The sequence below is a fragment of the Natrarchaeobius oligotrophus genome (assembly GCF_003841465.1).
Taxonomy (GTDB): Archaea; Halobacteriota; Halobacteria; order Halobacteriales; family Natrialbaceae; genus Natrarchaeobius; species Natrarchaeobius oligotrophus.
In genome coordinates this window covers 1-26,172 of sequence record NZ_REFZ01000013.1, presented here as the reverse complement: position 1 = coordinate 26,172, position 26,172 = coordinate 1, and the positions used below count along the sequence as shown (strand labels likewise).

25 protein-coding genes, 1 tRNA gene and 3 pseudogenes are annotated in these 26,172 nt (G+C 62.3%); 12 read left to right on the top strand and 17 right to left on the bottom strand.

Going from position 1 to position 26,172, the window contains the following annotated elements; translation table 11 throughout:
* Positions 1–48: 48 nt before the first annotated feature.
* Positions 49–582: a cob(I)yrinic acid a,c-diamide adenosyltransferase gene (locus EA472_RS16415; RefSeq protein WP_124192600.1), complete on the bottom strand. Its 534-nt coding sequence runs from the start codon at positions 580–582 to the stop codon at positions 49–51.
* 168 nt (positions 583–750) lie between these two features.
* Between EA472_RS16415 and EA472_RS22595 the strand changes: the two genes are divergently transcribed.
* Complete coding sequence (locus tag EA472_RS22595; RefSeq protein ID WP_165874925.1) at positions 751–918, top strand: DUF7838 family putative zinc beta-ribbon protein; 168 nt, start codon at positions 751–753, stop codon at positions 916–918.
* A gap of 250 nt (positions 919–1,168) precedes the next feature.
* Here EA472_RS22595 and EA472_RS16410 read toward each other — a convergent pair.
* Together EA472_RS16410 and EA472_RS16405 are read right to left on the bottom strand one after the other, a co-directional pair.
* Positions 1,169–1,252 (bottom strand) — tRNA-Ser (locus EA472_RS16410).
* Between the two features lie 33 nt (positions 1,253–1,285).
* The gene (locus EA472_RS16405) at positions 1,286–2,041 is read right to left on the bottom strand and encodes a hypothetical protein (RefSeq protein WP_124192599.1); all 756 of its coding nucleotides are present in this window, start codon (positions 2,039–2,041) and stop codon (positions 1,286–1,288) included.
* Between the two features lie 196 nt (positions 2,042–2,237).
* Here EA472_RS16405 and EA472_RS16400 point away from each other — a divergent pair, with 196 nt between their 5' ends.
* A complete protein-coding gene (locus tag EA472_RS16400; protein WP_124192598.1) occupies positions 2,238–2,453 on the top strand; it encodes a hypothetical protein in 216 nt (71 codons plus the stop codon).
* 18 nt (positions 2,454–2,471) lie between these two features.
* Here the strand turns inward: EA472_RS16400 and EA472_RS16395 are convergent, their stop codons facing one another.
* Positions 2,472–3,170: a uracil-DNA glycosylase gene (locus tag EA472_RS16395; RefSeq protein WP_124192597.1), complete on the bottom strand. Its 699-nt coding sequence runs from the start codon at positions 3,168–3,170 to the stop codon at positions 2,472–2,474.
* 75 nt (positions 3,171–3,245) lie between these two features.
* On the opposite strand from EA472_RS16395, the gene EA472_RS16390 reads away from it, so the two are divergent.
* The 3 genes from EA472_RS16390 to glnA all read left to right on the top strand — a co-directional run bounded on the left by EA472_RS16390 (position 3,246) and on the right by glnA (position 7,362).
* Positions 3,246–5,303 carry an AMP-binding protein gene (locus EA472_RS16390; RefSeq protein WP_124192596.1) on the top strand — a complete coding sequence of 686 codons (2,058 nt, stop codon included), beginning with the start codon at positions 3,246–3,248 and terminating at the stop codon, positions 5,301–5,303.
* Positions 5,304–5,413: 110 nt separating this feature from the next.
* The gene (locus tag EA472_RS16385) at positions 5,414–5,785 is read left to right on the top strand and encodes a hypothetical protein (protein ID WP_243637876.1); all 372 of its coding nucleotides are present in this window, start codon (positions 5,414–5,416) and stop codon (positions 5,783–5,785) included.
* 221 nt (positions 5,786–6,006) lie between these two features.
* Positions 6,007–7,362, top strand: a complete 1,356-nt coding sequence (gene glnA / locus EA472_RS16380) for a type I glutamate--ammonia ligase (RefSeq protein WP_124192595.1) — start codon at positions 6,007–6,009, stop codon at positions 7,360–7,362.
* 281 nt (positions 7,363–7,643) lie between these two features.
* Here glnA and EA472_RS16375 read toward each other — a convergent pair whose 3' ends face one another.
* The 3 genes from EA472_RS16375 to EA472_RS16365 all read right to left on the bottom strand — a co-directional run bounded on the left by EA472_RS16375 (position 7,644) and on the right by EA472_RS16365 (position 9,274).
* Positions 7,644–7,877 (bottom strand): MarR family transcriptional regulator, encoded by a 234-nt coding sequence (locus tag EA472_RS16375; protein WP_124192594.1) that lies wholly within the window; start codon positions 7,875–7,877, stop codon positions 7,644–7,646.
* Positions 7,878–8,038: 161 nt separating this feature from the next.
* Positions 8,039–8,764, bottom strand: a complete 726-nt coding sequence (locus EA472_RS16370) for an SDR family oxidoreductase (protein WP_124192593.1) — start codon at positions 8,762–8,764, stop codon at positions 8,039–8,041.
* A 60-nt stretch (positions 8,765–8,824) separates the two neighbouring features.
* Positions 8,825–9,274, bottom strand: a complete 450-nt coding sequence (locus EA472_RS16365) for a response regulator (protein ID WP_124192592.1) — start codon at positions 9,272–9,274, stop codon at positions 8,825–8,827.
* Positions 9,275–9,511: 237 nt separating this feature from the next.
* Here EA472_RS16365 and EA472_RS16360 point away from each other — a divergent pair, with 237 nt between their 5' ends.
* Entirely contained in the window at positions 9,512–10,171 is a 660-nt protein-coding gene (locus EA472_RS16360; protein WP_124192591.1) for a glycerophosphodiester phosphodiesterase, read from the top strand.
* A gap of 16 nt (positions 10,172–10,187) precedes the next feature.
* On the opposite strand, the gene EA472_RS16355 is transcribed toward EA472_RS16360, so the two are convergent.
* The 4 genes from EA472_RS16355 to EA472_RS16340 form a co-directional block, all read right to left on the bottom strand.
* Positions 10,188–10,643, bottom strand: coding sequence for a dCTP deaminase (locus tag EA472_RS16355; RefSeq protein WP_124192590.1), 456 nt, complete (start codon positions 10,641–10,643; stop codon positions 10,188–10,190).
* Between the two features lie 212 nt (positions 10,644–10,855).
* Positions 10,856–11,302, bottom strand: coding sequence for a hypothetical protein (locus EA472_RS16350; protein ID WP_394341351.1), 447 nt, complete (start codon positions 11,300–11,302; stop codon positions 10,856–10,858).
* Positions 11,303–11,462: 160 nt separating this feature from the next.
* Positions 11,463–14,873 carry a PAS domain S-box protein gene (locus EA472_RS16345; protein WP_124192588.1) on the bottom strand — a complete coding sequence of 1,137 codons (3,411 nt, stop codon included), beginning with the start codon at positions 14,871–14,873 and terminating at the stop codon, positions 11,463–11,465.
* Between the two features lie 100 nt (positions 14,874–14,973).
* Complete coding sequence (locus tag EA472_RS16340) at positions 14,974–15,747, bottom strand: creatininase family protein (protein ID WP_124192587.1); 774 nt, start codon at positions 15,745–15,747, stop codon at positions 14,974–14,976.
* A 314-nt stretch (positions 15,748–16,061) separates the two neighbouring features.
* On the opposite strand from EA472_RS16340, the gene EA472_RS16335 reads away from it, so the two are divergent.
* Positions 16,062–17,459 carry a dihydroorotase gene (locus tag EA472_RS16335; RefSeq protein ID WP_124192586.1) on the top strand — a complete coding sequence of 466 codons (1,398 nt, stop codon included), beginning with the start codon at positions 16,062–16,064 and terminating at the stop codon, positions 17,457–17,459.
* Between the two features lie 207 nt (positions 17,460–17,666).
* Entirely contained in the window at positions 17,667–18,827 is a 1,161-nt protein-coding gene (locus EA472_RS16330) for a mandelate racemase/muconate lactonizing enzyme family protein (protein ID WP_124192585.1), read from the top strand.
* 426 nt (positions 18,828–19,253) lie between these two features.
* Here the strand turns inward: EA472_RS16330 and EA472_RS16325 are convergent, their stop codons facing one another.
* Positions 19,254–19,928: a hypothetical protein gene (locus tag EA472_RS16325; RefSeq protein ID WP_124192584.1), complete on the bottom strand. Its 675-nt coding sequence runs from the start codon at positions 19,926–19,928 to the stop codon at positions 19,254–19,256.
* A gap of 242 nt (positions 19,929–20,170) precedes the next feature.
* On the opposite strand from EA472_RS16325, the gene EA472_RS16320 reads away from it, so the two are divergent.
* On the top strand, positions 20,171–20,536 hold the full coding sequence (locus EA472_RS16320) for an ArsR/SmtB family transcription factor (protein ID WP_124192583.1): 366 nt from the start codon (positions 20,171–20,173) through the stop codon (positions 20,534–20,536).
* A gap of 431 nt (positions 20,537–20,967) precedes the next feature.
* Here EA472_RS16320 and EA472_RS16315 read toward each other — a convergent pair whose 3' ends face one another.
* On the bottom strand, positions 20,968–21,741 hold the full coding sequence (locus EA472_RS16315) for a hypothetical protein (RefSeq protein WP_124192582.1): 774 nt from the start codon (positions 21,739–21,741) through the stop codon (positions 20,968–20,970).
* A gap of 97 nt (positions 21,742–21,838) precedes the next feature.
* Between EA472_RS16315 and EA472_RS16310 the strand changes: the two genes are divergently transcribed.
* The gene (locus EA472_RS16310; protein WP_124192581.1) at positions 21,839–22,009 is read left to right on the top strand and encodes a DUF1059 domain-containing protein; all 171 of its coding nucleotides are present in this window, start codon (positions 21,839–21,841) and stop codon (positions 22,007–22,009) included.
* 142 nt (positions 22,010–22,151) lie between these two features.
* Positions 22,152–22,778 carry an OsmC family protein gene (locus EA472_RS16305; protein WP_124192580.1) on the top strand — a complete coding sequence of 209 codons (627 nt, stop codon included), beginning with the start codon at positions 22,152–22,154 and terminating at the stop codon, positions 22,776–22,778.
* A 165-nt stretch (positions 22,779–22,943) separates the two neighbouring features.
* Here the strand turns inward: EA472_RS16305 and EA472_RS16300 are convergent, their stop codons facing one another.
* Positions 22,944–23,741, bottom strand: coding sequence for an alpha/beta fold hydrolase (locus EA472_RS16300; protein WP_124192579.1), 798 nt, complete (start codon positions 23,739–23,741; stop codon positions 22,944–22,946).
* 246 nt (positions 23,742–23,987) lie between these two features.
* On the opposite strand from EA472_RS16300, the gene EA472_RS16295 reads away from it, so the two are divergent.
* Entirely contained in the window at positions 23,988–24,389 is a 402-nt protein-coding gene (locus tag EA472_RS16295; RefSeq protein ID WP_124192578.1) for an arsenate-mycothiol transferase ArsC, read from the top strand.
* Between the two features lie 366 nt (positions 24,390–24,755).
* Here EA472_RS16295 and EA472_RS16290 read toward each other — a convergent pair.
* From EA472_RS16290 to EA472_RS16285, 3 pseudogenes are all read right to left on the bottom strand, one after another.
* Positions 24,756–25,021 (bottom strand): annotated as a pseudogene (locus EA472_RS16290) (transposase); the annotation flags it as partial.
* A pseudogene (locus EA472_RS23545) lies at positions 24,996–25,283 on the bottom strand (hypothetical protein); the annotation flags it as partial. The pseudogenes EA472_RS16290 and EA472_RS23545, both read right to left, overlap by 26 nt.
* Positions 25,275–26,045 (bottom strand): annotated as a pseudogene (locus EA472_RS16285) (IS1595 family transposase); the annotation flags it as partial. The pseudogenes EA472_RS23545 and EA472_RS16285, both read right to left, overlap by 9 nt.
* Positions 26,046–26,172: the final 127 nt, after the last annotated feature.

The window sequence follows — 26,172 nt, the reverse complement described above, 5'->3', positions numbered from 1 at the left end:
CGGTCGCCGTCCCGCGGTCGCTCCGGTACACAGTTACAGCAATCCGTCTCAGTACTCCGGCGACTCCTCGCGAGCGTCTTCGCGCTGGTTGATCACGCGAGCGAGCGTGAACAGTCCGTCCGACAGCCGGTTCAAGTACTGGACCGCTCGCTCGTTGATTCGTTCGTCCGCCGCGAGCGAAACCGCTCGGCGTTCGGCGCGCCGGCAGACGGCTCGAGCGTGGTGCAACCTCGCTCCCGTCTCGCTTCCCGTCGGCAGCACGAACGAGGTGAGCGGCTCGAGTTCCTCGTCGTAGGTGTCGATCCACTCCTCGACGGCTTCGACGTGACTCGCGTCGACGGCCGGATCGCCGTCGTCGGGATCGGGGTTCGCGAAATCGGCCTGGACGACGTGCAGGTGGTTCTGAATCGCTCGCAACCGCTCGTCGACGTCGTCGTGATCCGTCGGGCGGACGGTTCCGATCAGCGCGTTGAGTTCGTCGACGGTCCCGTAGGCTTCGATTCGAGGGTCGGTCTTCGAGACGCGGGTCATGTCCCGGAGGTCCGTCTCTCCGTCGTCGCCGCGACCGGTGTAAATCGTCATACGACCCTCGAGGACGAGTCGGAACTTAACTCCGATGCACCCACGGCATCTCCGCGGTCGCGTCCCCGTCCTCGAGCGACGGACTCGACACCGGCCGCGTCGCGGCCGGCGACCCCGCCCGGTGGTGAAATCAGTAAGTTAAACTCGCTGGACTCGTTATCGCCGCGTATGGCTCTCGAACTCGACCACGAGTGTCCGAACTGCGGGGACGTGACCTTCTACCGCGCCGCGAGCACGACGCTCCACCTCGGCGAGAAAGTCAAGTGGCACTGTCCGTCGTGTGACTACGGGTTCGTCCGCATCAACGGCATCGACTCGAGCGAAACCACGGCCTGATACGGACTGTTGAAAGTCGTTACCGGTACGACCGCGACCGTCCTGCGGTCGCACCGGTAAATCGTCACGACAGACCGTACGAAACGGTTCGACGACGTCGTCCGCGCTTCGTTTCTCTCGCCCGTTTTTTCGAACTGAGGTTTCACACGGTTCTACGAGCGGAGGCGAACGGAACCGTTGCAAAAGCCCGAGGGTGGGAGCTGAACCCGATGCAATCCTCGCTTCGCTCGTCGCGGTCGGTCACGGAAAACGGTGGGGATGGGATTTGAACCCATGAGGCTTTCCAGCCACCTGCTCTCAAGGCAGGCGCGTTAGGCCGCTCTGCCACCCCACCTCACCTACTCGTTCCCGACGCGTTCAAAAATGGTTATCGGTCTTTCGCTCGCTCGAGCGCCCCCTCGGATCCGACGCCGAGCCCAAGGTCGTCGACGACCGCAGCGGTCGCCTCCGCTCCCGGCCGCTCGGCGACGCGTCGCGCTTCGATCTCCGCGAGTGTCGCACACAGTCCCGACTCGCTCGTCACGGTCGGGAGAAACGGGCTGAACCCCAGATCCAGCCCCGCGTCGCCGGCCCGGCCTGCGAGCGTCGAGAGGGCGACTCCCTCGTAGACGTCGGTGAAGTCGATCGGCTCGGTGAATCCCGCGAAGTACGTCCGTCCGCCCGAGGACGGCCCGATAACGACGTCGTAGCGACGAAGCGACATCGACGCAGCGTCGATCTCCGCCCGGCCGACCAGCGGAACCGTCGGCTCGAGCACGCCGACCGTTCCGGCGTCCTCGCGCTCCAGCAGGTGCGTGACGGTGTTGCCGACCCGCGCCGATCGGCTCGAGCCGACCTGGCGCTCGAACCGGACGCCCTCGACGTCTCCGAGGGCGTCGGTCGCGAGCGCACGCACCGCAGCTTCCGGGTCGGCGTCGGACGGAACGGCACCATCGGGCATCGTCTCACGGTCGCGGTAGTTGAGTAGCAGGTCGCCGCCGCTCGCGTCGACGGCCCGGAGAACGTCCGCGACGGCGGCCTCGTAAAGGGCGACGGCCTCGCTCTCGGTCACCGACGTCGTCTCGACGAGCGACGAAAGGACGACCCCTTCCGAGGGCGGATCGACGGGAACGACGACGAGCATGCTCGCTACTCCGTCGGCCCGGACCTTGAACGCGGCGCTTTTCGACCGCCGGGACCGGTTCGGTCGAAAGCACGAGCCCGCACGAAACCGGCGGCACTCGTGGCGAGCCGACCGAACCGAGGCCGCTTCCCGAGTGGCCCTGGACTCTCGGGGCGAACCCGTACAGATTATGACGCTGGAAGCGGACGACGGACGTATGCACGGTCGAACGGTCGCCGCCGTCGGCGTCGCCACGATCGGCTGTCTCGCACTCGTGGGCGTCTACGGCCTCGTCTTCGGAGTGCTGGTCGAGCCGTCGGGTGAACTGCTCGTACCCGTGGTCGGAACGCTCGCCGTCACGGCCCTCGTGGTCGTCGGGCTAGCCGCGCTGGGCGCGCGATCGAAGCGATGGCGGAAGAATCCGTACTGGTAGGGAAGGGGTGGTTCCGAGCTACCGTTTCCGACGCCCTTTCGTCTGTCGGTAGTCGGTGGCCATCAGCTGTGCGAAGTGCTCGAGCCACGCCTGTGACTGCGCGTCGGTCTGCTCGCGCGGGTCGATCATCGGGACGAGGGCGAAACCGCGCCCCCGGATCGTCGTCGCGTGCGCCTCGGCGAGCGCGAGGTCGTCGGCCGGAGTCGTCGTGTACTCCGTCGCAATCTCCGCGAGCGCCCGCTCGCCGACCGGGATCAACACTTCGGGGTTGATCATCCTGATCTCGGCGTTGAGGTACGGCTCGCAGTTGTCGATCTCCTCGTCGGTCGGCGGTCGCGCCGGATCGCGACACCGCGTGAGGTTCGTCAGGTAGACGTTCTCGAGAACCGGCCGGTCGGTCGGCGACGTGACGTCGCAGAGTCCGAGCCGCTCGAGGAGTCGTCGCAGGCCGTCGCTCGAGTGGGCACCGCCCGGTTTTCGGTCGTTTCCGCAGTCCTCCCCGTCTTCGGTCCCGTCCTCCCCGCCATCGAAGTCGACGAACGGCACTCCCGTCTCGTCGGCCCCCGGCGTGGGTCGCTCGCCGACGAACAGGAAGTCGGCGCCGACGTCGCCGTAGCCGTGGACGACGGTCGTGCGCGTCTCACAGAGCGCGGGACAGTTTCGACACGCCTCGTCCATGTTGAACGGGTTGGCTCGAGTTCGCTGGTTCGCGTCCACACTCGCACGTCGCCGCGAGCGACCAAAAGGTACCCGACCCGGCGTTTGATGACGGCGACCGTCGTACCGGCGACCATGGGAGCAGCGCCCAGCCTCGAGGAACTGGACGAGATCGTCCACGAACCCGACCGGGCGTTCGTCGAGTCGACGAACGTCTACGCGTTCATGCAGGAGTACGGCATCGAGGAGTACGAGGAACTCATCGAGCGCACGACGACCGAAATCGACGGCGTCGAGGAGTCGGGCCTCGAGTGGTTCTGGGACGAGGTCGTCGACTACCTCGGGATCGAGTTCGACGAGCCCTACGACGCGGTCCGCGACGACGGCGACGGACCGCAGTTCACCGACTGGTATCCCGGCGGAAAACTCAACGTCGCCCACAACGTCGTCGACCGCCACGCGGCCGTCGACGCCGAGCGACGCAACGCGGTTGCGGTCCTCTGGGAGGGCGAAGACGGCGAGATACGAGAGTTGACCTACTACGAGCTACGCCACCGGACGAACCAGGTGGCGAACGCTCTGGAGGCCCGCGGCGTCGAAACCGGCGACACGGTCGCGCTCTACGTGCCGATGGTGCCGGCCGTCGTCCCGATTCTCTACGGCTGTTTCGCGGTCGGCGCGATCGCGGTGCCGATCTTCTCGGGATTCGGTACCGACGCGGTCGCGACCAGGCTCGCTGACGCCGAGCCCTCGGTGTTGTTCACCGCCGACGGCTTCCTCCGGCGCGGCGAACCGATCCCGCTGAAAGAGACCGCAGACGAGGCGATCGCCCAGGCGGGGTGCCTCGAGCACGCGATCGTTCTCGACCGACTGGGGAGCGGGCCGCGTCGCTCTTCGAGCGGAGCGGAAGCCGAACCGGCAGACCCGTCGTCCGACGTCGACGTTCCGTGGTACGACGATCGCGACGAGTGGTGGACCGACGCCGTCGAGGCGGCCGACGACGAGTACGAGACGAAGTCGCTCGACTCGAGCCGGGAATCGATGCTGCTGTACTCGTCCGGGACCACGGGCGAGCCGAAGGGAATCGTTCACACGCACGCTGGCGTGCAGGTCCAGTGCGCCAAGGAGGTACACTTCGGGATGGACCTCAAGCCGGCGGATCGCTTTTTCTGGGTGTCCGACATCGGCTGGATGATGGGACCCTGGACGCTGATCGGGGTGCACACGTTCGGCGGAACGGTCTTCGTCTACGAGGGCGCGCCCGACTACCCGACGCCGGATCGCCTCTGGTCGATGATCGACCGTCACGGGCTCACGCAGCTCGGCGTCTCGCCGACGGCGATCCGAGCGCTTCGGAAACGCGGCGACGAGTGGCTCTCGGATCACGACCTCTCGTCGCTGCGGATCCTCGGCTCGACCGGCGAACCCTGGGACCCCGACTCCTGGCGGTGGTTCTACGAGCGCGTCGGCGGCGGGGAGTGCCCGATCGTCAACATCTCCGGCGGCACCGAGATCTGCGGCTGTTTCCTGATGCCGATGCCGAGCCAGCCGCTCAAACCCTGTACGCTCGGCGGCCCCGGACTCGGAATGGATATCGACGTCGTCGACCGCGACGGAAACTCGGTCGCAGCCGACAACGAGCGCGGACTCCTCGTGGCCCGTTCGTCCTGCCCGTCGATGACGAAGTCGCTGTGGTCGGGCGACGAACGGTACCTCGAGGAGTACTGGTCGACGTTCGAGGACGTCTGGAACCACGGCGACTGGGCCCAGGTGGACGCCGACGGCTTCTGGTTCCTCCACGGCCGCGCCGACGACGCGTTGAACGTCGCCGGTCGGAAGGTCGGACCGGCCGAAGTCGAGGGCGCGCTCATCGATCACGACGCCGTCAACCAGGCTGCGGCGGTCGGCGTACCGGACGAGACGACGGGAACGGCGGTCGTCGCCTACGTCGTCCTCGAGGAGGGCCACGAAGAAACTGACGCGTTGGGCGAGCAACTGCGCGAACGGGTCGGCGCGGAACTCGGCAAACCGTTTCGTCCCCGCGAGGTGTTGTTCGTCGACGAGTTCCCCAAGACCCAGTCCGGAAAGATCGTTCGGCGGGCGATCGAAGCGGCCTACGCGGGCGACGACCTCGGCGATCTGAGCAGCATCGAAAACCCCGGCGCAATCGACGCGATCGAGGACGCCCGGTAAACCGACATATTCCGGCGTTTCTCTCCGGATTCACCCGTTTCTCGAACGACGACTGTGATGATCGATCGCCGTGGACAGAGGATTTATCGGTGGGCCACGTACCCTCGACGATGACTGGTCCCACGACGAACGACGACGAGCGAGGTCTCCGAAAGTCGACGCTGTTTTGCTGGGAGTGCGGTCACGCGAGCCCCATCGACGGGGACTGGGTCCTGAGCTCGCGCGGACGGTCGGTCGCATACGGGTGTCCGGTCTGTGAAACGATGATCGACAAACGGCCGACTCGTGACTCTCCCGGCAACCCCTGGCAGCGACTGATCCGCCGATCCGCCCGCGTCTGGCGGGCGAACCTCGCCGTCTCTCTCTCGGCCACAACCGCGATGGCACGCTACCGACCGGACCATCTCTTCGAGGAACGCTCACGGCCGACCGATCCCCTGGACGCCACTTCGGTCAGCGTTCGCGTCCTCCGACTCGGCTGAGACGAACCAGCGGCCGAAATTTCGTGCAGCGTCGAATACACTGGCGGACGAGACTCCACGTTCGGCCACATTTTCCTCGAATAGAATCCGAATTGTCAACCTCGACCGCACTTGGAGGAAGTAATTTGCTCGAGCGCCCACTGATTAGCCCGATCACAGTCATATTCGCCAATAGCACCACCGATTTATTAGCACAACCCAATGGTTTATTCGAGAATCCGATGACGAACGGAAACCTAACGTCGAAAGAACAGGACGTACTGGACGAAATCGAGTCCGAAGACGTGGACTTCCTCCGGCTGCAGTTTACGGACATTCTGGGGACGGTGAAGAACGTCTCGGTGCCGGCGCGTCAGGCCGAGAAGGCGTTCACCGAGGGGATCTACTTCGACGGGTCGTCGATCGAGGGCTTCGTGCGCATTCAGGAGTCGGACATGCGTCTCGTTCCGGATCCGGAGACGTTCGCGATCCTCCCGTGGAGGCAGAAAGAAAACAGCGCCGCCGCGCGGATGATCTGTGACGTCTACGACACCTCCTCCGGCGAACCGTTCGAGGGCGACCCGCGTCGCGTCCTCAAAAACGCCCTCGAGCGCGCCGAAGAGATGGGCTATACGGTCAACTTCGCGCCCGAACCGGAGTTTTTCATGTTCAAGGAGGACGAGGACGGTCACGCGACCACCGAGACGGCCGATCACGGCGGTTACTTCGATCTCGCGCCGAAAGACCTCGCCTCGGACGTCCGCCGGGACATCATCGACGGCTTAGAGGAGATGGGCTTCGAGATCGAAGCCAGCCACCACGAGGTCGCCCGCGGCCAGTACGAGATCAACTTCGAGTACGACGACGCGCTGACGACTGCCGACAACGTCGCCACCTTCCGCACCGTCGTCCGCGCCATCGCCGCCCAGCACGACCTCCACGCGACGTTCATGCCCAAACCGATCCCCAAGATCAACGGCTCGGGCATGCACACTCACCAGTCCCTGCTGACCGAAGACGGCGAGAACGCCTTCCACGACGAGACCGACGAGTTCAACCTGAGCGACACCGCCCACTCCTACCTCGCGGGGGTCCTCGAGCACGCGCCGGCGATCACGGCGATCGCAAATCCGACGGTCAACAGCTACAAGCGCCTGGTGCCCGGCTACGAAGCGCCGGTGTACGTCGCCTGGTCCGACCGCAACCGCTCGGCGCTCGTCCGTAAACCGGCGGCCCGCGTGCCGGCGGCGTCGCGCATCGAACTGCGCTCGCCGGACCCGTCGTGTAACCCCTACCTCGCGTTCGCCGTCATGATCCACGCCGGGCTCGAGGGTATCGAGCAAGACCTCGAGTGTCCGGATCCGGTCCGCGAGAACATCTACGAGTTCGACGAAACAAAGCGCGAGGAGTACGGCATCGACACGCTGCCGACGAACCTCGGCGAAGCCGTCGACGCCCTCGAGGAGGATCCGGTGATCTACGAGGCGCTCGGCGAACACGTCGCGCCGAAGTTCGTCGAGGCCAAATCCACGGAGTTCGAGGAGTACCTCGTCGACGTCTCCCAGTGGGAACTCGACCGCTACCTCCAGACGTTCTGACATGGATTAGTGTGGCGACCCACCGGCGTACCCGCGAACCGTCTCCGCGGTTGGGTCGGCAGTGACGGACAGCGGGCCGTACGAGAGACGTCCGATTCACCAATCTGACCGGTGTGACGTCCGCCGAACCGCGACCAAAGGCGGCGCGCCGGCGGTCTCCCCGCGGCCGTCACCTCACCGTTCGAGCAGGAAGCCGAGCCGGTCGAAGCGAACTCACGGCTCGCCGACCGGCATCGGATTACAACTCGCCGGCCGAGGACGCTCACAGCACGACGGCGACGTCACGAACCGACGACGTACGCCGCGTCGGTTTTCTCGACGAATCCGTCGGCGATTAGCGAGTTCAGCACGCTCAGCACGTCGATTTTCTTCATCGTCAGCGCTCGAGACAGCTCGTCCACCGTCGCCCCATCCGCGACCTCGAGGTAGATGTAGACGAGCTTCGCCTGCGCCGACTCGAGCTCGTCCGGTACCGGTTCGACCCGTTCGGGTTGAACGCGCTCTCTCGACTGCATCGCTACCGAGGTCCACTCCGCGCTCCCGTATAACCGTTCCCGGTAGTTGCGTATATATCTCCACGCAAGTGATTATATCCGGTGTGGTACCACTGGGCGCGGTGGGCGTGGTGGCCGCGAACGGGTTCCGGTTGCACCGGTACGACGCACAGCAGACCGTATCAGGCCTCGCCGTACACTGGCACGGCCGCGCCGCTGGTCACGGTCGCGCCGTCGCTGCAGAGAAACGCCATCACGTCGGCGATCTCGGCCGGGTCGACCCACGAGTCGTGATCGGCGTCGGGCATCATCTCCCGGTTCATCGGCGTGTCGATCACGCTCGGCATCACGCAGTTGGCTCGAACGGTACCGCGATTTTCCTCGGCGAGCGTCTCCGTCAACAGCCGGATGCCCGCTTTCGTGATCCGGTAGGGGCCGTCGCCTTCGCCGCCCTCGAGCGAGGACCGGGCGCTGACGCTGACGATCGATCCGGCCGACTCCTGGAGGTGGGGAAGGGCGTGCTTGGAGGCCAGAAACGCCGTCTTCAGGTTTACTTCGAGGAGTCCCTCGAACTCCTCGAGGTCGGTTTCCTCGATCGGATCGCCGCCGCGCCAGGTTCCAGCGACGTTCAGCAGGTGGTCGATCCGGCCGTGATCGGCGACGACCTCCTCGATCAGCGTCGAGACGTCGTCAGGGTCGGTCAGATCCGCCTCGTAAAAGACGACGTCGGATCCGTCGATCTCGAGCAGACTGTCCTCGTCGTCGGGTTCGACGACGTCGACGGCGCAGACGGTCGCATTCGCCTCCCGAAAGCGGTCTACGGCTGCGCTACCGAGCGCGCCGCTCGCACCGGTGATTACGGCGACGGTTCCGTCGAAGTCGACGTCGAACGCGGTCTGTCTCTCCATGGGAGAGGCTGCAACGGCCGACGGAATCAATTGCGGGGTCGATCGGGCGGAACCCGCAGGTCACGTCGCGATCGACGGGAGCGTCGCGTGTTCGAACCAGAAGTTCACCACCGAACGAACCATCGACGTGTACTCGTCGGGGCCGGTCGGTTTGGTGAGGTACGCATTTGCGGCGAGGTCGTAGCTTTCGAGCACGTCCTCCGAGGCCGTCGAACTGGTCAGTATGAGAACGGGAAGTTGGCCGAACGGTGGCATCTCCTCGATCTTCCGGAGGAATTCGAAGCCGTCCATTCGGGGTAGATTGAGGTCGAGGAGCACGAGATCTGGGACGGACGCGGGGCGGACGTCGCGTCGCTCGCTGAGCAGATCGAGCGCTTCCTTGCCGTCGGTAGCGACGCACAGCTCGACGTCGACGGAGAGTTCCTTGAACGCTTCCCGGGTGAGTCGGACGTCACCCGGATTGTCCTCTACGAGCAGGATTTCGATCGGTTCCTCCACCGGTTCACTCATCGACTGTCACCACAGCGAACATCGTTTGAAGGGAGATGAGTCGTGCATTAGGCGGCGCACTCGTGCCGTTGTAGTCACGGTACCCGTTTAAGAGTACTTGCTAAAAGGTTTGGATACTACGGTCGACCGTCGCGATCGGCCGTCAGATTCCGCGGTCGCCGCCCGTTCGATCGACCGATTCGATCGAAGCCGCTGGACCGACAGTATAAGGCTTTTCGAGTCCGTTGCACGAATCAGATGCGTCTGATCGCCCACCGAGGGTTCGCCACGGTTTCGCCCGAGAACACGATCGAAGCCGTTCGATCCGCCGCAACGTACGCCGACGCCGTCGAGTTCGACGTCCGTCGGTGTGGCTCCGGCGAACTCGTCGTCGTCCACGACGAAACGATCGACCGCGTCACCGACGGTACTGGCCTCGTCGCCGACACAACCTTCGAGACGCTCGAGAGCTACACCGTCCTCGACTCCAAAGAGCGGATCCCGACGCTCGAGGGGATGCTCGACGCCGTCCCGCCGGACGTTGAGGTCAACCTCGAGTTGAAAGATCTCGGCATCGCCGCCGACGTCCTCGATGTGATCGCCGACGTCGAAAACCGGGTCGTCACGACCTCCTTTCTCGAACCGGAACTGCGCCGGATCCGTGGACTCGATCGCACCCAGCCGACGGGACTGCTCGTCAGCCGTCGACTCGCGTCGCCGGTGACGACCGCGGTCGAACTCGGCTGCGACGTCATCGGGGCGAACTACTGGCGGTGTCTGACGACGCGGCTCGTTCCCCGGGCGAAGGCAGTTGACCTCGAGGTACACGCGTGGTCGATCGAACGGCAACTGACGGCGACGCTGCTGGGACTTCGCGGCGTCGACTGCGTTTCGGCGGATCGTCCGATTCCCGTCTGAATCCCGTCCACGGCGGTCAGCCGGATCGATCGGTCGGCGAATCGAACGGAACCAGCGTCGAAATCCGGGCGTTCTCTTTGATCCGCATTCCGCCGTCGGCGACCGAAAGCGGCACCAGTGGGAGGTGCGAGGCGACCAGCATCGACGGGTGCGATCCCCCTCGCGCGAGAAGTTCGTTGCGCGGCTGGAGGTACAGCGGCGACTCGAGGTCGGTCAGAAACTCGTTGTGCTGGACGACGTACTGTCCGCCATCGAGGTTCCACCAGCCGAACTCGTCGTCCGGGTTGCGAAGCTCCGTCGGCACCGGCTCGAGGTCGGCGTCCTCGAGTTCGTCGCCGCCGAAATCGAGCCGGCCCGGTGCGGCGACCTCGTAGATGGCACTGACCGTCAGATCGATTCCGTGTTCGTGAACCTGCGTGGGTTCGTACACCAAGTTATCGATGTACTCGACGAGCGGATTGTCGACCGACATTTCGAGCGAACGGACGATTCGAAGCGTCAAAAAGAATGTCCTCGAGCGCGACCGTCACTCCGATCACGAACGGGATCGATCGCCGAATCGACCAGCCAGCACTTCGTGATTCACCTCGAACGGTCCAGTACGAACGGACGCTGCCTCTGTCACGTCACCGCCGATTCGCGTTCGAGGCGGTCGTTTTCCCCGGACGAGGGAATCGCGGTCTGTTATCGGGTCGAGTAGTCGGAGGTGTCCCCGTCGAGAACCTCATCGGAGACGTCGACGCCGGTCGAGACGCCGTACTCGCGAAAGCCAAGGAACACCGTCGCCGAGCAGGCACTGAACAGCGTTCCCCACGTGACCGCGGTCAGCGAGAGGACGAGCGTCTCCGTCGGTCCGGGGACGGCCCCTGCGGCGGTTTCGAGGCCGATCGCGTGAATCCCCGCGATCGCGAGAAAGGCGATCCAGAACGCGAGCGACAGATGAGCGAGCGCCTCCCGCGTCACTCGGTCGGCGTACCGCGCCGCGGCGTAGACGCCGGCGACGGCGAGAATCGTGGCACCGGCCGTCGGTACGATTCCCGCGGTAGAGACGTGCGTAACGCCGGCGATGGCGAAACAGGCGAACGATACGGCGAGCAGCAGTCGATCCGAACGGGGTGTAGTCGGGATCACGTCGTGCACCGCGCTTGCTGGCACGTATAGCCGATCGGATATATAGTTGTTGGCTCGGGCGGCCTCCGCGCGTATCGGTGTCGTCCACGCGACGGTGACTGCCGTCCGCACGACGGCGGCTTCGCGGCTTCCCTACGTCGCTCGAGCGGTGCGGTTCGCGTCACGTTCTGCGTCGATCCGCCGATTGCAGCGTGAACGAGACGGTCGTCCCCTCGCCGGGTTCGGCGTCGATCCAGATCTCGCCGCCGTGGCGTTCGACGATTCGCTCACACAGCGCCAGCCCGATGCCGGTCCCCGGGTGTTCGTCGTGGGTGTGCAATCGCTGGAACACGTCGAAGACGCGCTCGATGTCGTCGGGATCGATGCCGATCCCCTCGTCGCGCACCGAGATCACCCACTCTCGATCGCCGTTCTTCGCGGCGTCGACGCTGACTCGTGGCGGCTCGTCGCCGCTGTACTCGATCGCGTTCCCGATCAGATTTTGAAACACCTGTCGCAGCTGGCTGGCGTCGCCTTCGACGCGCGGGAGCGAGTCGACCGCGACCTCGGCCTCGTGTTCGTCGATGCTGACCTGGAGATCCTCCAGAACGCTTTCGAGGACGGCCTCGAGATCCGTCGCCTCGAGCGGCTGTCCCTGCGTTTCGACGCGCGAGTACGCGAGCAGACCGTCGATCATCGAGCGCATTCGTTCCGCGCCGTCGACCGCGAATCCGAGGAACTCGCGGCCGTCGTCGTCGAGGCGGTCGCCGTATCGCCGCTCGAGCAACTGGAGGTAGCTCGAGATCATTCGCAACGGCTCCTGGAGGTCGTGCGAGGCGGCGTAGGCGAACTGCTCGAGGCGTTCGTTCGACTCCTCGAGTCTACGTTCGTACTCCCTGCGCTCGGTGACGTCCTGGAGAACGAGCATGCCGACGGGGTCGTCCCCGTCGGTTCGGACCGGGAGGGTGTGTGCGCTGAAGTGTCGGCCGTGGTCGGTCACCTCGAACGCCCGCTCTTCGCCCGCGAGCGCCGCACGGAAGTGTGGCTCGATCTCACCGGCGAGGTCGTCCGGATACCGCTCGTGGATCGTCTGACCGATCGCTTCTCGCCGATCGATCTCGAGTTCGCCGGCGAGCTGGCCGCCGGCGGCCGTATATCGGAGCTCGTCGTCGAACAGTGCGACGAGGCCGTTCGGAAAGTTCTCCGCGAGCGTTCGGTAGCGCTCTTCGCTCTCTTCGAGCCGTCGCTGGCGCTCTTTTCGCTCGGTGACGTCCCTGACGACGCCGATACGCTCGAACTCGTCGTCGCCCTCGCCCGCTCTCACCGCCGTCACCGTCGCTTCGATCGGAACCCGATCGCCGCCCCTCGTCTCGAGTTCGGTCTCGATCGTCGGGCCGACGGCGTCGTCGACCGCGAGTTCCCGGGCGAGTTGTACCACCTCCTCGTCGACGACCAGCGAGGCGTGTTCGTCGACGATCTCGTCGCGAGCGTAGCCCGTCAGCTCGGTGTACGCCTCGTTCACGCTCGTGAAACGGTCGTTCTCGTCGATGACGTAGATCCCGTCTTCGACCGTCTCGACGATCGTCTCGTAGGTCAGCAGCTCTCGCTCGCGCGTTTTCCGCTCCGTCCTGTCCCGGAAGTACACCGAGAGTCCGGTATCGGACGGGTAGGCGTCGAACTCGAGCCAGGCGTCGAGCGACGCTACGTACGTCTCGAAGCTGACGTGGACTTGTTCGTCCATCGCTCGTTCGAACGCGTCGCGAAACGGCCCGGTTTCTGCGCCGGGATGGACGTCCCAGAGGTTTCGCCCGAGAACGTCCGCTTCGCTCCGGCCGACGATCTCGGCGGCCCGCTCGTTGACGTGCGTGACGTTCCAGTCGTCGTCGACCGCGTAGAACGCGTCCGAGACGCGCCCGAAGATTTCGCCCAGCTCGGTCTGAAGTTCGGCCTTTCGGCGCTCGAGTCGCCGCTCGTGTTCTTTGAGCGCGGTTACGTCTTCGCCGACCGTTATCACGCGTTCGATCGACCCGTCGGCGTCGAACACCGGGGCGGAGTTCATCGAAACCCAGCTTCGTCCGCCCGTCGCGTCCTCGAGGACGAGCTCCTCGTCGAACACCGCCGTTCCGGTTCTGCGGACGCGTTCCGAGGGGGAAAGCGACGATTCGAACGCCGCGTCCGCGAGGAGCTCGCGAGCGCGATCGTTCGCTCGAACGGTCCGTCCGTCGGCGTCTTCGACCGTGATCGCGACCGGTGCCGTCCGAAAGAGCTGTTCGGTCTGGGCGCGTTCGCGCTCGATCGTCTCCTCGTGGCGGATTCGATCGAACGTTACCGCGAGACTCGAGGCGGCGATCTTCGCCAGCGACAGATCACCCTCGTCGAACGCGCCGCGCTCTCGCGACCCGACGAGTACGACACCGTGGTCACCGATCGGCAGACAGATCTCGCTGCGAATCGGCGTCTCGGGGTTGAACACGTCGGGAGCGGTCGTGACGTCGGCGTAGATCTCCGGCTCGCCCGAGTCGTAGACGTTCCACGCGATTCCCTCGCCCTCTTCGAACGCGGGTGCGTCGTCGAAGAGCCTCGTCGCCGGCTCCGACAGGGAGACGGCCCTGAGCGTCTTCGCGTCCGAATCGAAGAGGTAGATGCCGTTTATCTCGAGTCCCAAGATCTCGCGAATGTGGGTCGTCGCCGTCGTCGCGATCTCCCGGCGAGAATCGCCCGCCAACCACTCGGTTACCGCTTCGTTCAGCCGTCGAAGCTGTCGCGCCCGACGACGCTGTTCGCTCACGTCGTAGTAGAGTTCGACCCGTCCGCCGGCGTACGGGCCCGACTCGATCGGTTTGCTCCGATGTTCGAGCCAGCGCTCCTCGCGGTCGTCTCCGGGCGTCACGCGACACTCGAAGCACTCGACGTAGCTGTTGTCGTCGTAAGTCGCACACACCGTCTCCTCGAACGCCTCCGGATCCGCGAGTCGCTCTCGAACCGTTTCGTCGATCACCCGACGTTTGTCCCGGCCGAGGACCTCGTCTCGATCGAGTCCGAAGTAGCGCTCGGCGGCGTCGTTCGTCCACTCGACGCGAAACTCGTCGTCGAGGACGAAGACGCCGACGTCGGCCTCCTCGAGGACGCCGGTTATCGGTCCGAGCGCGTCCGTCGGTCGGTGCGTTTCGGTTCGACCGTCGACGCGGTCGACCTCGCTCGCGACGGCGACGGTGCCGCGGACCTCCCCGTCGAGGTGAACCGGGTGGAGGCGAACCTCGTGGGGAACCGTCGATCCGTCGGCGGTTCGAACGGATAGCGTCAGCCGCCGATCGTTCGTTCCGTCGGCGTGACCGGCCGACCGAACGGACCGCTCGAATCGATCCGCATCCGACGGTGAGAGGAGCCGGGAAACGTGCTCGTCGAGTATCGCGTCTCGATCGTATCCGGTCGAGTCGAGCAACGAATCGTCGATCGCGACGATCCGGTCGTCGACGTCCAGCTGGACGATCCCGCCGTCGACGATGCTGGCGAGCGCGCGGTAGCACTCGAGGGCCGTCCGGTCGTCACCGGCCCAGAGTTCGACCTCTCCCGCCGGGACCCGTTCGCTCATTGGAAGAACCAGGACGCTCGAACGCATAAGTCCCACGTCACTCTCGCTTGACAGTACGTCGGTTTACCCGATACGTCGCCGAACCGGCCGGGTCACCGTCTCAGGGAGTCGGTCGCGTCGTGGTGACGAGATCTTCGAACGGCGGTTCGTCCACCCACTCGAGCAACGCGACCAGCTGGTCGACCGCGGCCTCGAAGAGCCGTTCGCCGATCTCCGGGGTCGCGTCGGTCTGGTCGCCGAAGACGCCGTTCGGACTGTTCTCGATCGTATCGTAGAAGACCGTCGCGCCGTGGACCCGTTCCGCGTCGTAATCGAAGACCGCGCCCCCGTCGCGGGCGTCCTCGAGGCGGTTCTCCCGGACGAGGTCGCTCGCGAGGTGCATGATCATCGCGGTCTCTTTGGGCCCGCCGTGGGGACCGGGCGTCTCGAAGACCTCCTCGATCAGCTCCGGGATCGACTCGTCCCACATCCACTCGACGGCGAAGGCGGTCCCGTCCTCGTGGAGCCGCCGTCCGACCTCCCGGAGGTGGACGACGTTGCCGCCGTGGGCGTTGACGTAGACGATTCGGTCGATGCCGTGGCGGGTGAGGTTCCGCGAGAGGCTCTCGACGTAGTCGCGAAAGACCGGCGGCTCGACCCACATCGTCCCGTGGAAGTGTCGGTGGTGCGAACTCACGCCGATCGGCACCGGCGGCGTACAGAGGTGGCCGGTTCGTCCGGTCGCCTCACGCGCGAGCGCCTCGGCGATCATGTAATCGGTTCCCTCCGGGAGATGGGGTCCGTGCTGTTCGGTCGACCCCAGCGGAACGACGGCCAGCGATTCCTCCTCGACGTACGCAGAGAGGTCGGGCCAGGTCCGGTGCGGGAGATACATACCCGTAGCTCGGACGCCAACCCCAAAGGCTTGTGTGGCCGCTCGAGCCAGCGCCGCGACGAATCGAGTCCGGTCGGTACCCGGTTTCGTGACCTCGAGATGGGCGGCGACCGCTCGGCGGACGGTCGACCGACGTCCCGGTCTACTGCGTGGGTCGCTCGCGTCGGTCGTTTCTCGACGCGATCCCCCGTCTTGTCAGTCACAAGTCGTCTTACCAGTCACAATTCCGCCGTCTTGCCAGTCACAATCTCGTCGTTACGAACGGAGGATGAGTCATCCATCCGTTTGATATGGCTGGCCGACCCTCTCCCGGTATGTCCGTCGATACCGTGGTAACGAACGGAACCCTCGTCTCGAGCAGCGGCACCGTCGACGGCGGCGTCGCGATCGCCGACGGGACGATCGTCGCCGTCGGCGACGAGTCGCATTTGCCAGCGGCGGCCGAGACGGTGGATGCGGGCGGCCGCCTCGTGATGCCAGGTATCGTCGATCCGCACGTACACTTCGACGGTCCGAATCCGCTGTTCGACGGACCGCGCGAAACGTACGAGGCGGGCAGCGAGGCGGCGGCGCTTGGCGGCGTGACGACGGTTATCGACTTCGCGTGGCAGGGCGCGACGCGCGACGGTGCCGACGGCCGACGCGGGACGCTCCGCGACGGAATCGCCTACCAGAAACGCACCGCGGACGAATCGCTGATCGATTACGGACTTCACGGCACGATAACGCGGGAGGACCCGGACCTCTTTGCCGAGTTGCCGGCGATCGTCGACGACGGCGTCACCTCGTTCAAGCTGTTCACCACGTACGACTGGGGGGTGTCGAACGGGTTCATGGGGAGCGTTTTCGATCGGCTGTCGGAGCTGGACGCCGTCGCGATCGTCCACACGGAAGACGAGTCGGTCTGCGCGCAGCGAGCGGCGGTCCTCGAGGAGGCCGACCGTGGCGATCCGACGGAGTACCCCGCGTCACGACCCGACTACGCCGAAGCGATGGCCGCCGACGACGCGCTTTGTCTGGCCGTCGAGGCCGGCTGTAAATACTACGGTCTCCACACGAGCAGCGAGAAGGCGGCGGCGGTGATCGAACGCTACCGTCGCGAGTTCGGCGAGGAGCTGGTGCGTGGCGAAACCTGTACGCACTACGTGACGCTCGATCGAAGTCGCTACGCCGAGATCGGGACGCTCGCACAGATGGCACCGCCGCTCAGGTCGTCCGCCGACGTCGACGCGCTGTTCGAGTCCCTCTCTCGCGACGATCTTGACGTCGTCTCCACCGACCACGTCGCCTACCGCCGCGACGAAAAGGAGGCCGACGACTGGTGGGACAGCCCCTACGGCGTAAACGGGTTACAGCACTCTCTGCCCGTTTTCTTCGACGAGGCCGTTCACAGGCGAGGACACTCCCCGTCGTCCGTCGTCCGCGCGATGGCCGCGCGACCCGCGCGGCTGTTCGGACTCGAGGAGAAAGGAACGCTCGAGCCCGGAACGGACGCGGACCTCGTCGTCTTCGATCCGGCCGCCCAGTACGCGATCTCGGCCGAGGACAACGCTTCCGAGGCGGACTACTCGATTTACGAGGGGCGATCGGTTCGCGGAACGGTCGTCCATACGATGGTCCGCGGCGAGTTCGTCGTCCGAGACGGACGCGTCGTCGGCGACCCCGGTTACGGCGAGTTCGTCGCTCGGACGCGTCCCGACTGGCAGCGTTGATTGACCTCCTCCTCCGCGTTCACGCGGAGGAATCGTATTCCGATCGGCAGTCTGCTCGAGCGAGATCTCCACATCCGTTCGGCCCTGCGATCGAGGCCGTGAGACGATTTCGAACGACCGCCAACCTCGGATCGAGTGATCGAACAGAATTGTAAGAATCCGAGGGAATGTTAACACGTATATCGTCGTGTGCTCACGTGACACGTGATGGAAGTCACCGACGTCGAAGCGATTCCCGTCGAGATCGGACTGAAACCGCTCGAGGAAGACCACGGACTCGCGCCCTACGTCATGGGTCGCCTGGAGTACCTGGAGTCGGCAGAGCGCGTCCTCGTCAAACTGTCCACCAGCGAGGGAATCACGGGCTGGGGCGAAACCGCCGTCGTCTATTCCCCGTCGATCACGAAGTCGATACTCGAAACGGTCGTCGCCGACCTCGTCGTCGGCGAGCCAGTCTGGAACTTCGAGACGTTGCACGAGTACTACGGCTCTCACTACATCGACTCGAGCGTCTTTCTCAGCGGCGTCGAGATGGCGATGTGGGACGCGTTCGGAAAGTACACCGGCTGCCCGCTCCACCGGCTGCTCGGCGGCAAACAGACCGATAGAGTGGCGTTTTCGTACTGTTACGCCATCGACACGGTCGAAGCGTCGGTCGAGCGAATGCGCGAGGTCCGCGACGCCGGGTTCGACGTCGTCAAGACGAAAGTCGGCGGCTACGACGCCGACACGGCTCCGGACGAGTTCGCGCCCGAACGAACCATGGAGTCTGACGTCGAACGGCTCGTCGCGATGCACGACGCCGTCGACGGCGAAGTCGAACTCCGCGCCGACGCGAACCAGAGCTGGTCCGTCTCCGAGACGACGCGCATCGCCGCCAGACTCGAGGACGCCGGGATCGCGATCCAGTACCTCGAGCAGCCGATTCGCACCGACAACGTCGGATCGTACAAACGGCTCCGACAGCGCCTCCGGACGCCGATCGCCGTGAACGAGGACCTCTATCATCCGCGAAACTTCTACGAACTGGTCCGCGAGGACGCGGTCGACGTCGGCGTCGTCGACATGATCCCCATCGGCGGTATCCTGCCGCTGAAGAAGATCGCGAGCGTCGCCGAGGAAGCGGACATTTCGCTCGCTCACCACTGCGGATTCGACCTCGGCGTGAAGACTGCGGCGATGTTACACGCCATCTCGTCGACGCCCGCGATCGACCTCCCCTCCGACACGACGTACTACGCCCTGGAAGATCACGTCATCGAGGATCCGTTCGAGTTCGAGGACGGCACCCTCCCGGTTCCGTCCGCGCCGGGGCTCGGCGTGACGGTCGACGAGGAGAAACTCGAGGCCGCCAGGATCGACTCGTGACGTCCGTTCCCCGCTACCGCGTGGCCCCTTCGGGGAGATGCTGTGCGACCGAGTCGACCATCGTCATCACCTAATCGATCGGACGATCACCGATACCCCCGGCGTGGTTTCGATACCTCGATCGATCGGACTCGCGCTCGAGGCCCACGTGGATCACTTCCCGCTACTGACCGCAGGACAGCGTTCTCCGTGCGTTCGCGATCTGTCCGGTTTCGTCGAGGAGAAGCGCCGATCCGACCGGACCGAGAGGGTGACGATGGCTTTTCATCGACGTTTTGCCGAGCGGTCGAGCGAAGCGAGGAAGCGCAGCACAAAACTATCTTTGGCTTGCTTCCAACAGAGTTCCCTCCTCTTCTCGCCATATACCAATTCGATAATATCAACAGAGTTGGTATAGTTGTAGGTCTTTATTTGGCAGGACATACATTATTGTCCTCGCCATTGCCACGAGATTATAATCGTACAGAAACCTAGTAGAAAAAGGGCAAGTCGGATAGGAATAATATGTTGATGAGGGCTACCTCTGTGAGAAATCCGACTTACGTAGTACACTTCCCCCTCGTGTTCAATTGGAACTTGTCTCTCAAATTCGGGAATTCTCTTATCGATAAGAGTAACCGATCCGGTGTCAACAGCCTCTTTAACTTCTACTGAAGTTTGATTACTTGAAACTGAAATATGATTAAGAGCTTCTGCTGTTGTTACTTGTTCATGAGTTAATACTGTCCCCTGATTTGTGCTTTCTTCGCTTGGCAAATAAAAATCCCCCTCGAAACTAATAACCGAATATTTCTCCCAACTATTGCTGTAAAAACCCAGTTGGTCTTCGGATCCTGTTTTAATTGTTCTATTATGTTCCATTTCACCCTCTTCCATAATCTTTTCTTCAAGAACACATGAACGCTCATTTCCGCACCGAAGTGTTCGGTCTGAAAATCTAACAACTGATCCTGCGATAGTTTCGTTTTCAACTGGAGCCACTTCGTACGTAATTTCGGTCCCTGTCCCATCAAGTGAATGGGGCGAAAAATAGACCGGATTTAAAAGCAATCCAATCCCTACAAGCAAGAGGATAGTGGCTTTGGTGTCTCTATATGCCATAAATCAATATACGTGCGGGATAATAAGATATTATTGTTCCAATAAGAACACACAAGAGCTATTTAGGTATAGTCAAAAATTAATGCCTTAATAGGTCGAGAGGCTGTGTTGAAGCGACGTAGGGCGGCGGAATTCACTGTTTCACCGCACGCTTGATGTTGTAGACGACACACATCAGGACATATAAGATGGATGCCTTAAGATTGATTAAGTATATGATGGGCGGACCCGTACGGACAGATATGACTGAACGGGAAATAGAGAACGCCGACCGCTCTACCGCGAGAGAACGCGTCGAAGCGGAATTGCTGAACGGTACGCTGGATTTCGACCGCGAGGTAGAGCGAATCAAGGCGATCGGGGAACCGACCCGGTTCATCATCCTCTATCTCCTCGCGGAGGAGAACCAGATGCAAAGCGGTGAGCTGGCCGACCAACTCGATCGGAAACAGAACGATCTGTACCACCATCTGAACACGCTGGAAGAGGCGGGTCTCGTCGGCAAGTTCCGCGAGAACCAGAGCCGCGTCTACGAGCTCTCGCCGCTGGCCGAAGAGTTCGTCCCGCAACTGGTCGAGACCATTCACAACCGGGCGAACGCCGTCTGAATTGGGCTCGCGGGGAAGCGTCATAGAACTATTCACAAGGGCTTGTTTCATCCACGATTCGGTGAACCAACCGGTACGTAGATGTGCTTATTAATCAGCGAGCGTTCTATCAAGTTTGAGCAGGGCTCGTAGCGTCGTGCGGAATACAGGGCGCGAATGTCGTACAGGATTCGGATGGATTTGCGGGGACGGTAATACTCTCGCATAGAACATCCTATTATTGGAATCCTGGGTCATGTTACTATTCCTCTCCCTGCGAAACGCCTTGTTGACGACACCGGAACCATGACCTATGAGCACTGAGGCCACCGATTTACGAGGACTACCGTTTCATCTACAGTTGGGAATGCGACGAGTGCCGAATCTGCCCGCCAGCTCTCACTCTCTCGTTGCCCGCCCAACGAAAAGTGCGAGTTGGACGCACTACGGATCTACATGAACCGGGACCAGATCGATTTCTTCTCGATGTCGATCAAGGTCGCTCGCATCTCCTCGAGATCGACCTCGCCGGACCGTACCGACTCGAGTCGCGATTCTCGCTGTGGATCGGGGCCGTGCCCCGTCTCGAGGAACGGCTCCAGCTCAAGGTTTGCAACCATCTTCGGGGAGGAAATCGATGCGATGAGTCGCAGGATCGATCTGTTGACTCCTTTCATGGCTCGCCGCATCTCTCGGAGGTCCGCCAGCCGCTGTCTGGTTTCCAGCGAGAGATCGTCCTCAGAGATGGACGTCCCCGGCTCGACGTCGAGTTCGGAGGGGTCGATGACGATGTGTACGTTTCCAACGTCGTCGAAGTGGATCCGCTCTCTGTGCTGTCGCAGCCGGTTGATTCGATCGATGGTGTCGTACAACTCGAACAGCGATCCCCGTACCTCGGGTGACAGTCGGAGGAACATTCCGGAGTGTTTCAACTGCTCGAACGCGGTCGTCGAGAGGGAACTGGGAAAGGAGACGACGTATCGAATCTCGATTTTCGTTCCGGGCGGAACCTCGACGGGCAGGTCGACCTGCTGGCGCTGTAAGTCGTCGCTGAGGAGTTCGGAGAGGTCCCGTATCCGCTCGGTGTTCTGCTCGAGTTCCGTCTGCATCGCCCGGAGGGACTGGATCTCTTGCCACTGATTTCGCAGGTAAAACGTGAGGAAGACAGCGAACAAGGCGGTGAAGACGCCGGCGAGGATCGAAATAACGGCGGCTGTTTCCACCATACGCCAGTGAACGGGACCAGCGTACAAATGTTTCGAGACCAGCGAGAACGCTTCGCGTCGGCAGCAGTTAAATGGTTCTCGCGCCGCTATAGCACGCATGGTCACGGAACGATATCGGTTCGAGTGTCACGATGTCGCAGACTGTGACGTGATCATCTACAGCGAGTTCGAGGAGTCGATATACGAGGCTGCACGGTCCCACCTGAAAGACGTACATGGACGAGACGTCTCGGACGAAGACGTGGCACCGTATATCGAAGCGCTCTGAGTCCGTAGAGCCGTTCATTTGATCTCATCCCAGTCGGCCGTCCGTGGCGTTCAGAGTTGCGTCCTGACCTCTGGACTGTCCCCGAGATCCGCCATACGGTCTTAATACCGAATGTGACCTACCCACATACGAGGGAAAGACTATGACTACAGACGAAATGCAGGACGTTGCAGCGCAGCGGAAAGACGAGATCGAACACGGTGTCGATGCCGGCGGCCACCTCGAGTTTATCGACTGGCTCGAGACGAATCCGGACGACGGAATGCTCGAATTCCGGGCCACAGGCATCACCGAGGAGGTCGCCAACCGGACGACCGCGACGATCGGGGACTGGGCTCTCGGCGGCGAGGAGATGGGAGGAGACCGTGAACACGTTCTCGAGTTCGGTCTCCCACCTGAACTCGAGGAGGCGATGGCGTACGTCGAGCCGACCGATCGCTACGAGGCCATCGAAGGGGCGCTCGCGGGATTGACCGCGTGCATCAATGGAACGGTCGTCTACAACGCGATCCGCGAGGACATCGACGTCGAAGAGGTGACGACGACCGTCCGCGCCCCCGTCGACCTTCGGCTGCTGTTCGGAATCCACGATGTCGACAGCGCACACGACATGTACGGCGAACTCGAAATTGACGTGAACGTGACCGGTGATCTGACCACTGCAGAGCGATCGATGGTCCGTGAGTTCCCGAAGCGGTCGCCAGTCTACAATCTCGTGTCGCTCGAGCATCCGAACAGGCCAAACGTTCAGATACAATCGGCGGACTGATCGTCGCACCACTCTATTTTTACAGTCCCGAATAATTAGTTTATAGTGTGCTGTTCGAAATGAAGAAAGTCATTTTGCTGCATCCATCCTCTGTATCGGGCACGCCTTTTCTCACAACAGCTGGATAGCTCGTTGAGTCTCTGTAAGATACATAGCGCGTCTGCATCAAAGAGATTCGACGAAGTCGCTTACCACATCATTGAACCGCTCTGGTTCCTCGACAGTCAGACAATGTCCGCTCTCCTCGAAGAGTTCGACTCTGGCGTCAGGGATAAGTTCCGCCGCGTGCTCGACCGCCGAGACGCTCCGCCACTTCTCGTCTGCGCCAGCGCACACGAGTGTTGGGACGTCGATGGCAGGCAAGACGTCGCGGTAATCACAGAGCAACTCGAGGAGCATCGCGCTCTTGATCGATGGGGGCGTTCGAGACATCTCGTCGAACATCATCGTTTGTACCCCCTGGGAGGGCGCATCTTTCAGCAACAGGTCGATCGTCCGCTCGATGACGTCTGCCGGTTCCGACTGAATACGCCGGTGAAGCTCCGTGAGTCCGTCGACGTTGTACGACCCGTACTCGTTGTCGTCGTGCTGCATCGGTGATGGCTCCATGTCCACATCAACGAGTGCTCGCACACGTTCGGTACCGAACCGGTCGATATACTCCCACGAGACGATTGCACCCAGCGACCAGCCGACGATGACGACATCATCGAGAGCGAGGTGATCGAGAATGGCGTGAACATCTTGGGCATATTGTGTGAGGGTATGACCGACTTCTGTCTTCGTCGACCGACCGTGGCCTCGAAAATCGAACGCGATGGTACGGTACTCGGTGGAAAGGCCGGTTAGCTGGGCCTCGAAATACCGGCACCCCGCCCACGCGCCATGGAGGAAGAGAATCGGTTCCCCTGTTCCGTGGTCCTCGTAATAGATCTCTGCGCCGTTACAGTGGACGAGTGGCATAACAGTGATTACAGGCTGTACAAGTAGATAATCATATCACGTACGACCGCAATGAGATGGTGCAACTACCCTCTGGATGTTGCACGCTGTTTCTATCAACTTCTGATGAGATTAGTCTCGTCCGCGCAAGATACGGGGTGCATATCTTGGACTGAATTACGTCTGTGGGCAGTTGTACCCCTGATTTCCACCACTGTCTGCACTTGGGCAAAGGGTTGTAGGGTTGGACAACAAAACTGGAGTACGATGACGAAAATTGCACTCGCCTGCGTTGGCAACGCTGGTCGGAGCCAGATGGCGACAGCGTTCGCCGAAAGAGAGTGTGACCGTCGTGGGCTTAATATTGACATCGTTACCGGGGGAACCGACCCTGCTGAGAGTGTCCACGATGACGTTATCGAGGCACTCCAAGCTGAAGGGATCGACATCAGCGACCGCTCCCCGCGCCGAATTACCAAAGAGGACGTAGCGGATGCAGATTACATCGTGACGATGGGCTGCTCGGTCGATCAATTCCGACCCGATGGGTGGGAAGGTGAACACCACGCCTGGTCTCTGGAAGCGTCCGAGACACGGGAGCAACGTGATGAAATCGAGCAGCGAGTTATTACTCTGTTCGACGAGATTGAGGGTCGAAACGCCGCGTAGCGCAGGTTTCAGACCCATACAGAACGGCACAGCCCCAGATCAATAGCTCTATGAGTGCTCAGGAAATGATGTGATTGATTCGCAGGTCTGCTGTCGGCTGATTCAGCAGTGATTGCTCGGAACAAACCAGGGTGGTTTGCCGAACTCAGCCTCTAGATTCACCTATGGAAATTCTGCTGACCGGCCAAACCACGCTTGCCAAGATAATTCATCGGGCGACGAGGACTTGCTGTGATTTTTGAGCGTAGAATCGACAGCCAGCGAACCGATAGCTACTGAAACAGCCAGCAGGTGGGAGACTTCTGTTTGCGAGAGCAGCCGCTCACGCTACCACCAACCGGCCAATGAGCGCCGCCCCGGCAGCGCTCAGGCACTCACCTCTGGTGGATTGTACACCTCCTCACGGTCCAGCATGTGATACATTGAAACCAGCAGCTTCCGGGCGGTTGCTACAGTGGCTGTTTTCGAATTCTTTTTCGAGCTAACCGGTTGTAAAATCGGCTGAGGTACTCGTCTTCGCACGTATATACCGCTGAGTACGACGCTTGAACGAGCAGTCACTGGACTCGTCCTGATCCTCGTTTCGAGATCTTCCCCTCAAACCGCGAGTCGCCGCTCCCGGTCCGCGCCGGAGCCGTCGCCCCATTTCGGGTACTCGTCGTGAAGCCCGTCTCGTTCGATCATCGCCTCCCCGACACGCTTACGGAAGACCGAACCCCGATGATTCCCGCCATCTTCGTAGGTCCCGCTGTTCGCTCCGCGGTGTGTCCGCAGTCGGTTCCACAACGACGTACCTGAGCCCGACGACACAGCGTGTGTACCGATTCGAGTGAGCCGAAGCTGGTCGGTCGAGTCCCGTGTCTCATCCTCAGCGAAAAAGAAATCGCTCTTGATAGCATGTTTGAGCGCTTCTCTCCCCGGTTTTCGCAGTAGCTTTCGTCGAAGTTGTAACGCTCGGAGATACTGTGTGAGCTTGTCTTTTGAGATACCTCGATGAGGCGAGAGCCACGGTCGCAGCAGCGATCCGTGGCTCTCGCAGGTGTTGACGTGAACGTCTTCGTTAGCGTATTCGCCGTCGCCGTGGACGACGTATTCGCGGTCGAATGCGTCGTCCTCGGTCAACGGATCGTAGGCACGAAATCCGTCAGTGTAGACGGTCAGTGGCTCCTTCTCGCAGTTTGCGAGAAGGAGCCGAATCGTCGATCCATCGGCTGATTTCGCTGGGATCACGTATCGATCGCCGGTGCTACGATCGACGATTGTGAACACCGGCGGTTTGTCCTGCTCGTACGATCCTCGCCCACGCGTGGACAGGCCACGCGAGCGCGACGGTCCGTCGCGCTCGCGGCCTTTCAGCCCTGCAGAAACGTAGACTTCGTCGATTTCGACGGAACCGACGAGGTCAAGCGAAGGCGCGTCGAGCGCCTTCGTGAAGCGCTCGACGCGCTGGTAGATCGTTTTGTACTGGACGTCGATCTCTAGCTGAAGTTGGCGAAGACTCGTGTTAAATCGGAGAAACACGTAAATCGAGAACAGCCACTTCCTGAGCGCGACTTTCGAATGGGCAAAGATCGTCCCGGTCTTGTCGTTGAACGTGCGGTCGCAATTCTTACAGAGATAGCGCTGAAAGTGTCCATAGCTGCCGTTCTTGACCGTGAGTGATCACTGTAACACCTGAATATCGGGAAGAAAGGTCTCAATCCAGTCAACAGCAAAGCTAAGTCGCTGACTCAACCGAAGAAACGTCTCGCTGAGAAACTCACGGAAGTGGTCTTTGCCCTCG

Coding starts and splice junctions, on each gene's coding strand:
- EA472_RS16415 (WP_124192600.1), bottom strand. CDS start 582: ATGACGATTTACACCGGTCGCGGCGACGACGGAGAGACGGACCTCCGG.
- EA472_RS22595 (WP_165874925.1), top strand. CDS start 751: ATGGCTCTCGAACTCGACCACGAGTGTCCGAACTGCGGGGACGTGACC.
- EA472_RS16405 (WP_124192599.1), bottom strand. CDS start 2,041: ATGCTCGTCGTCGTTCCCGTCGATCCGCCCTCGGAAGGGGTCGTCCTT.
- EA472_RS16400 (WP_124192598.1), top strand. CDS start 2,238: ATGCACGGTCGAACGGTCGCCGCCGTCGGCGTCGCCACGATCGGCTGT.
- EA472_RS16390 (WP_124192596.1), top strand. CDS start 3,246: ATGGGAGCAGCGCCCAGCCTCGAGGAACTGGACGAGATCGTCCACGAA.
- EA472_RS16385 (WP_243637876.1), top strand. CDS start 5,414: ATGACTGGTCCCACGACGAACGACGACGAGCGAGGTCTCCGAAAGTCG.
- glnA (WP_124192595.1), top strand. CDS start 6,007: ATGACGAACGGAAACCTAACGTCGAAAGAACAGGACGTACTGGACGAA.
- EA472_RS16375 (WP_124192594.1), bottom strand. CDS start 7,877: ATGCAGTCGAGAGAGCGCGTTCAACCCGAACGGGTCGAACCGGTACCG.
- EA472_RS16370 (WP_124192593.1), bottom strand. CDS start 8,764: ATGGAGAGACAGACCGCGTTCGACGTCGACTTCGACGGAACCGTCGCC.
- EA472_RS16365 (WP_124192592.1), bottom strand. CDS start 9,274: ATGAGTGAACCGGTGGAGGAACCGATCGAAATCCTGCTCGTAGAGGAC.
- EA472_RS16360 (WP_124192591.1), top strand. CDS start 9,512: ATGCGTCTGATCGCCCACCGAGGGTTCGCCACGGTTTCGCCCGAGAAC.
- EA472_RS16355 (WP_124192590.1), bottom strand. CDS start 10,643: ATGTCGGTCGACAATCCGCTCGTCGAGTACATCGATAACTTGGTGTAC.
- EA472_RS16345 (WP_124192588.1), bottom strand. CDS start 14,873: ATGAGCGAACGGGTCCCGGCGGGAGAGGTCGAACTCTGGGCCGGTGAC.
- EA472_RS16340 (WP_124192587.1), bottom strand. CDS start 15,747: ATGTATCTCCCGCACCGGACCTGGCCCGACCTCTCTGCGTACGTCGAG.
- EA472_RS16335 (WP_124192586.1), top strand. CDS start 16,062: ATGTCCGTCGATACCGTGGTAACGAACGGAACCCTCGTCTCGAGCAGC.
- EA472_RS16330 (WP_124192585.1), top strand. CDS start 17,667: ATGGAAGTCACCGACGTCGAAGCGATTCCCGTCGAGATCGGACTGAAA.
- EA472_RS16325 (WP_124192584.1), bottom strand. CDS start 19,928: ATGGCATATAGAGACACCAAAGCCACTATCCTCTTGCTTGTAGGGATT.
- EA472_RS16320 (WP_124192583.1), top strand. CDS start 20,171: ATGACTGAACGGGAAATAGAGAACGCCGACCGCTCTACCGCGAGAGAA.
- EA472_RS16315 (WP_124192582.1), bottom strand. CDS start 21,741: ATGGTGGAAACAGCCGCCGTTATTTCGATCCTCGCCGGCGTCTTCACC.
- EA472_RS16310 (WP_124192581.1), top strand. CDS start 21,839: ATGGTCACGGAACGATATCGGTTCGAGTGTCACGATGTCGCAGACTGT.
- EA472_RS16305 (WP_124192580.1), top strand. CDS start 22,152: ATGACTACAGACGAAATGCAGGACGTTGCAGCGCAGCGGAAAGACGAG.
- EA472_RS16300 (WP_124192579.1), bottom strand. CDS start 23,741: ATGCCACTCGTCCACTGTAACGGCGCAGAGATCTATTACGAGGACCAC.
- EA472_RS16295 (WP_124192578.1), top strand. CDS start 23,988: ATGACGAAAATTGCACTCGCCTGCGTTGGCAACGCTGGTCGGAGCCAG.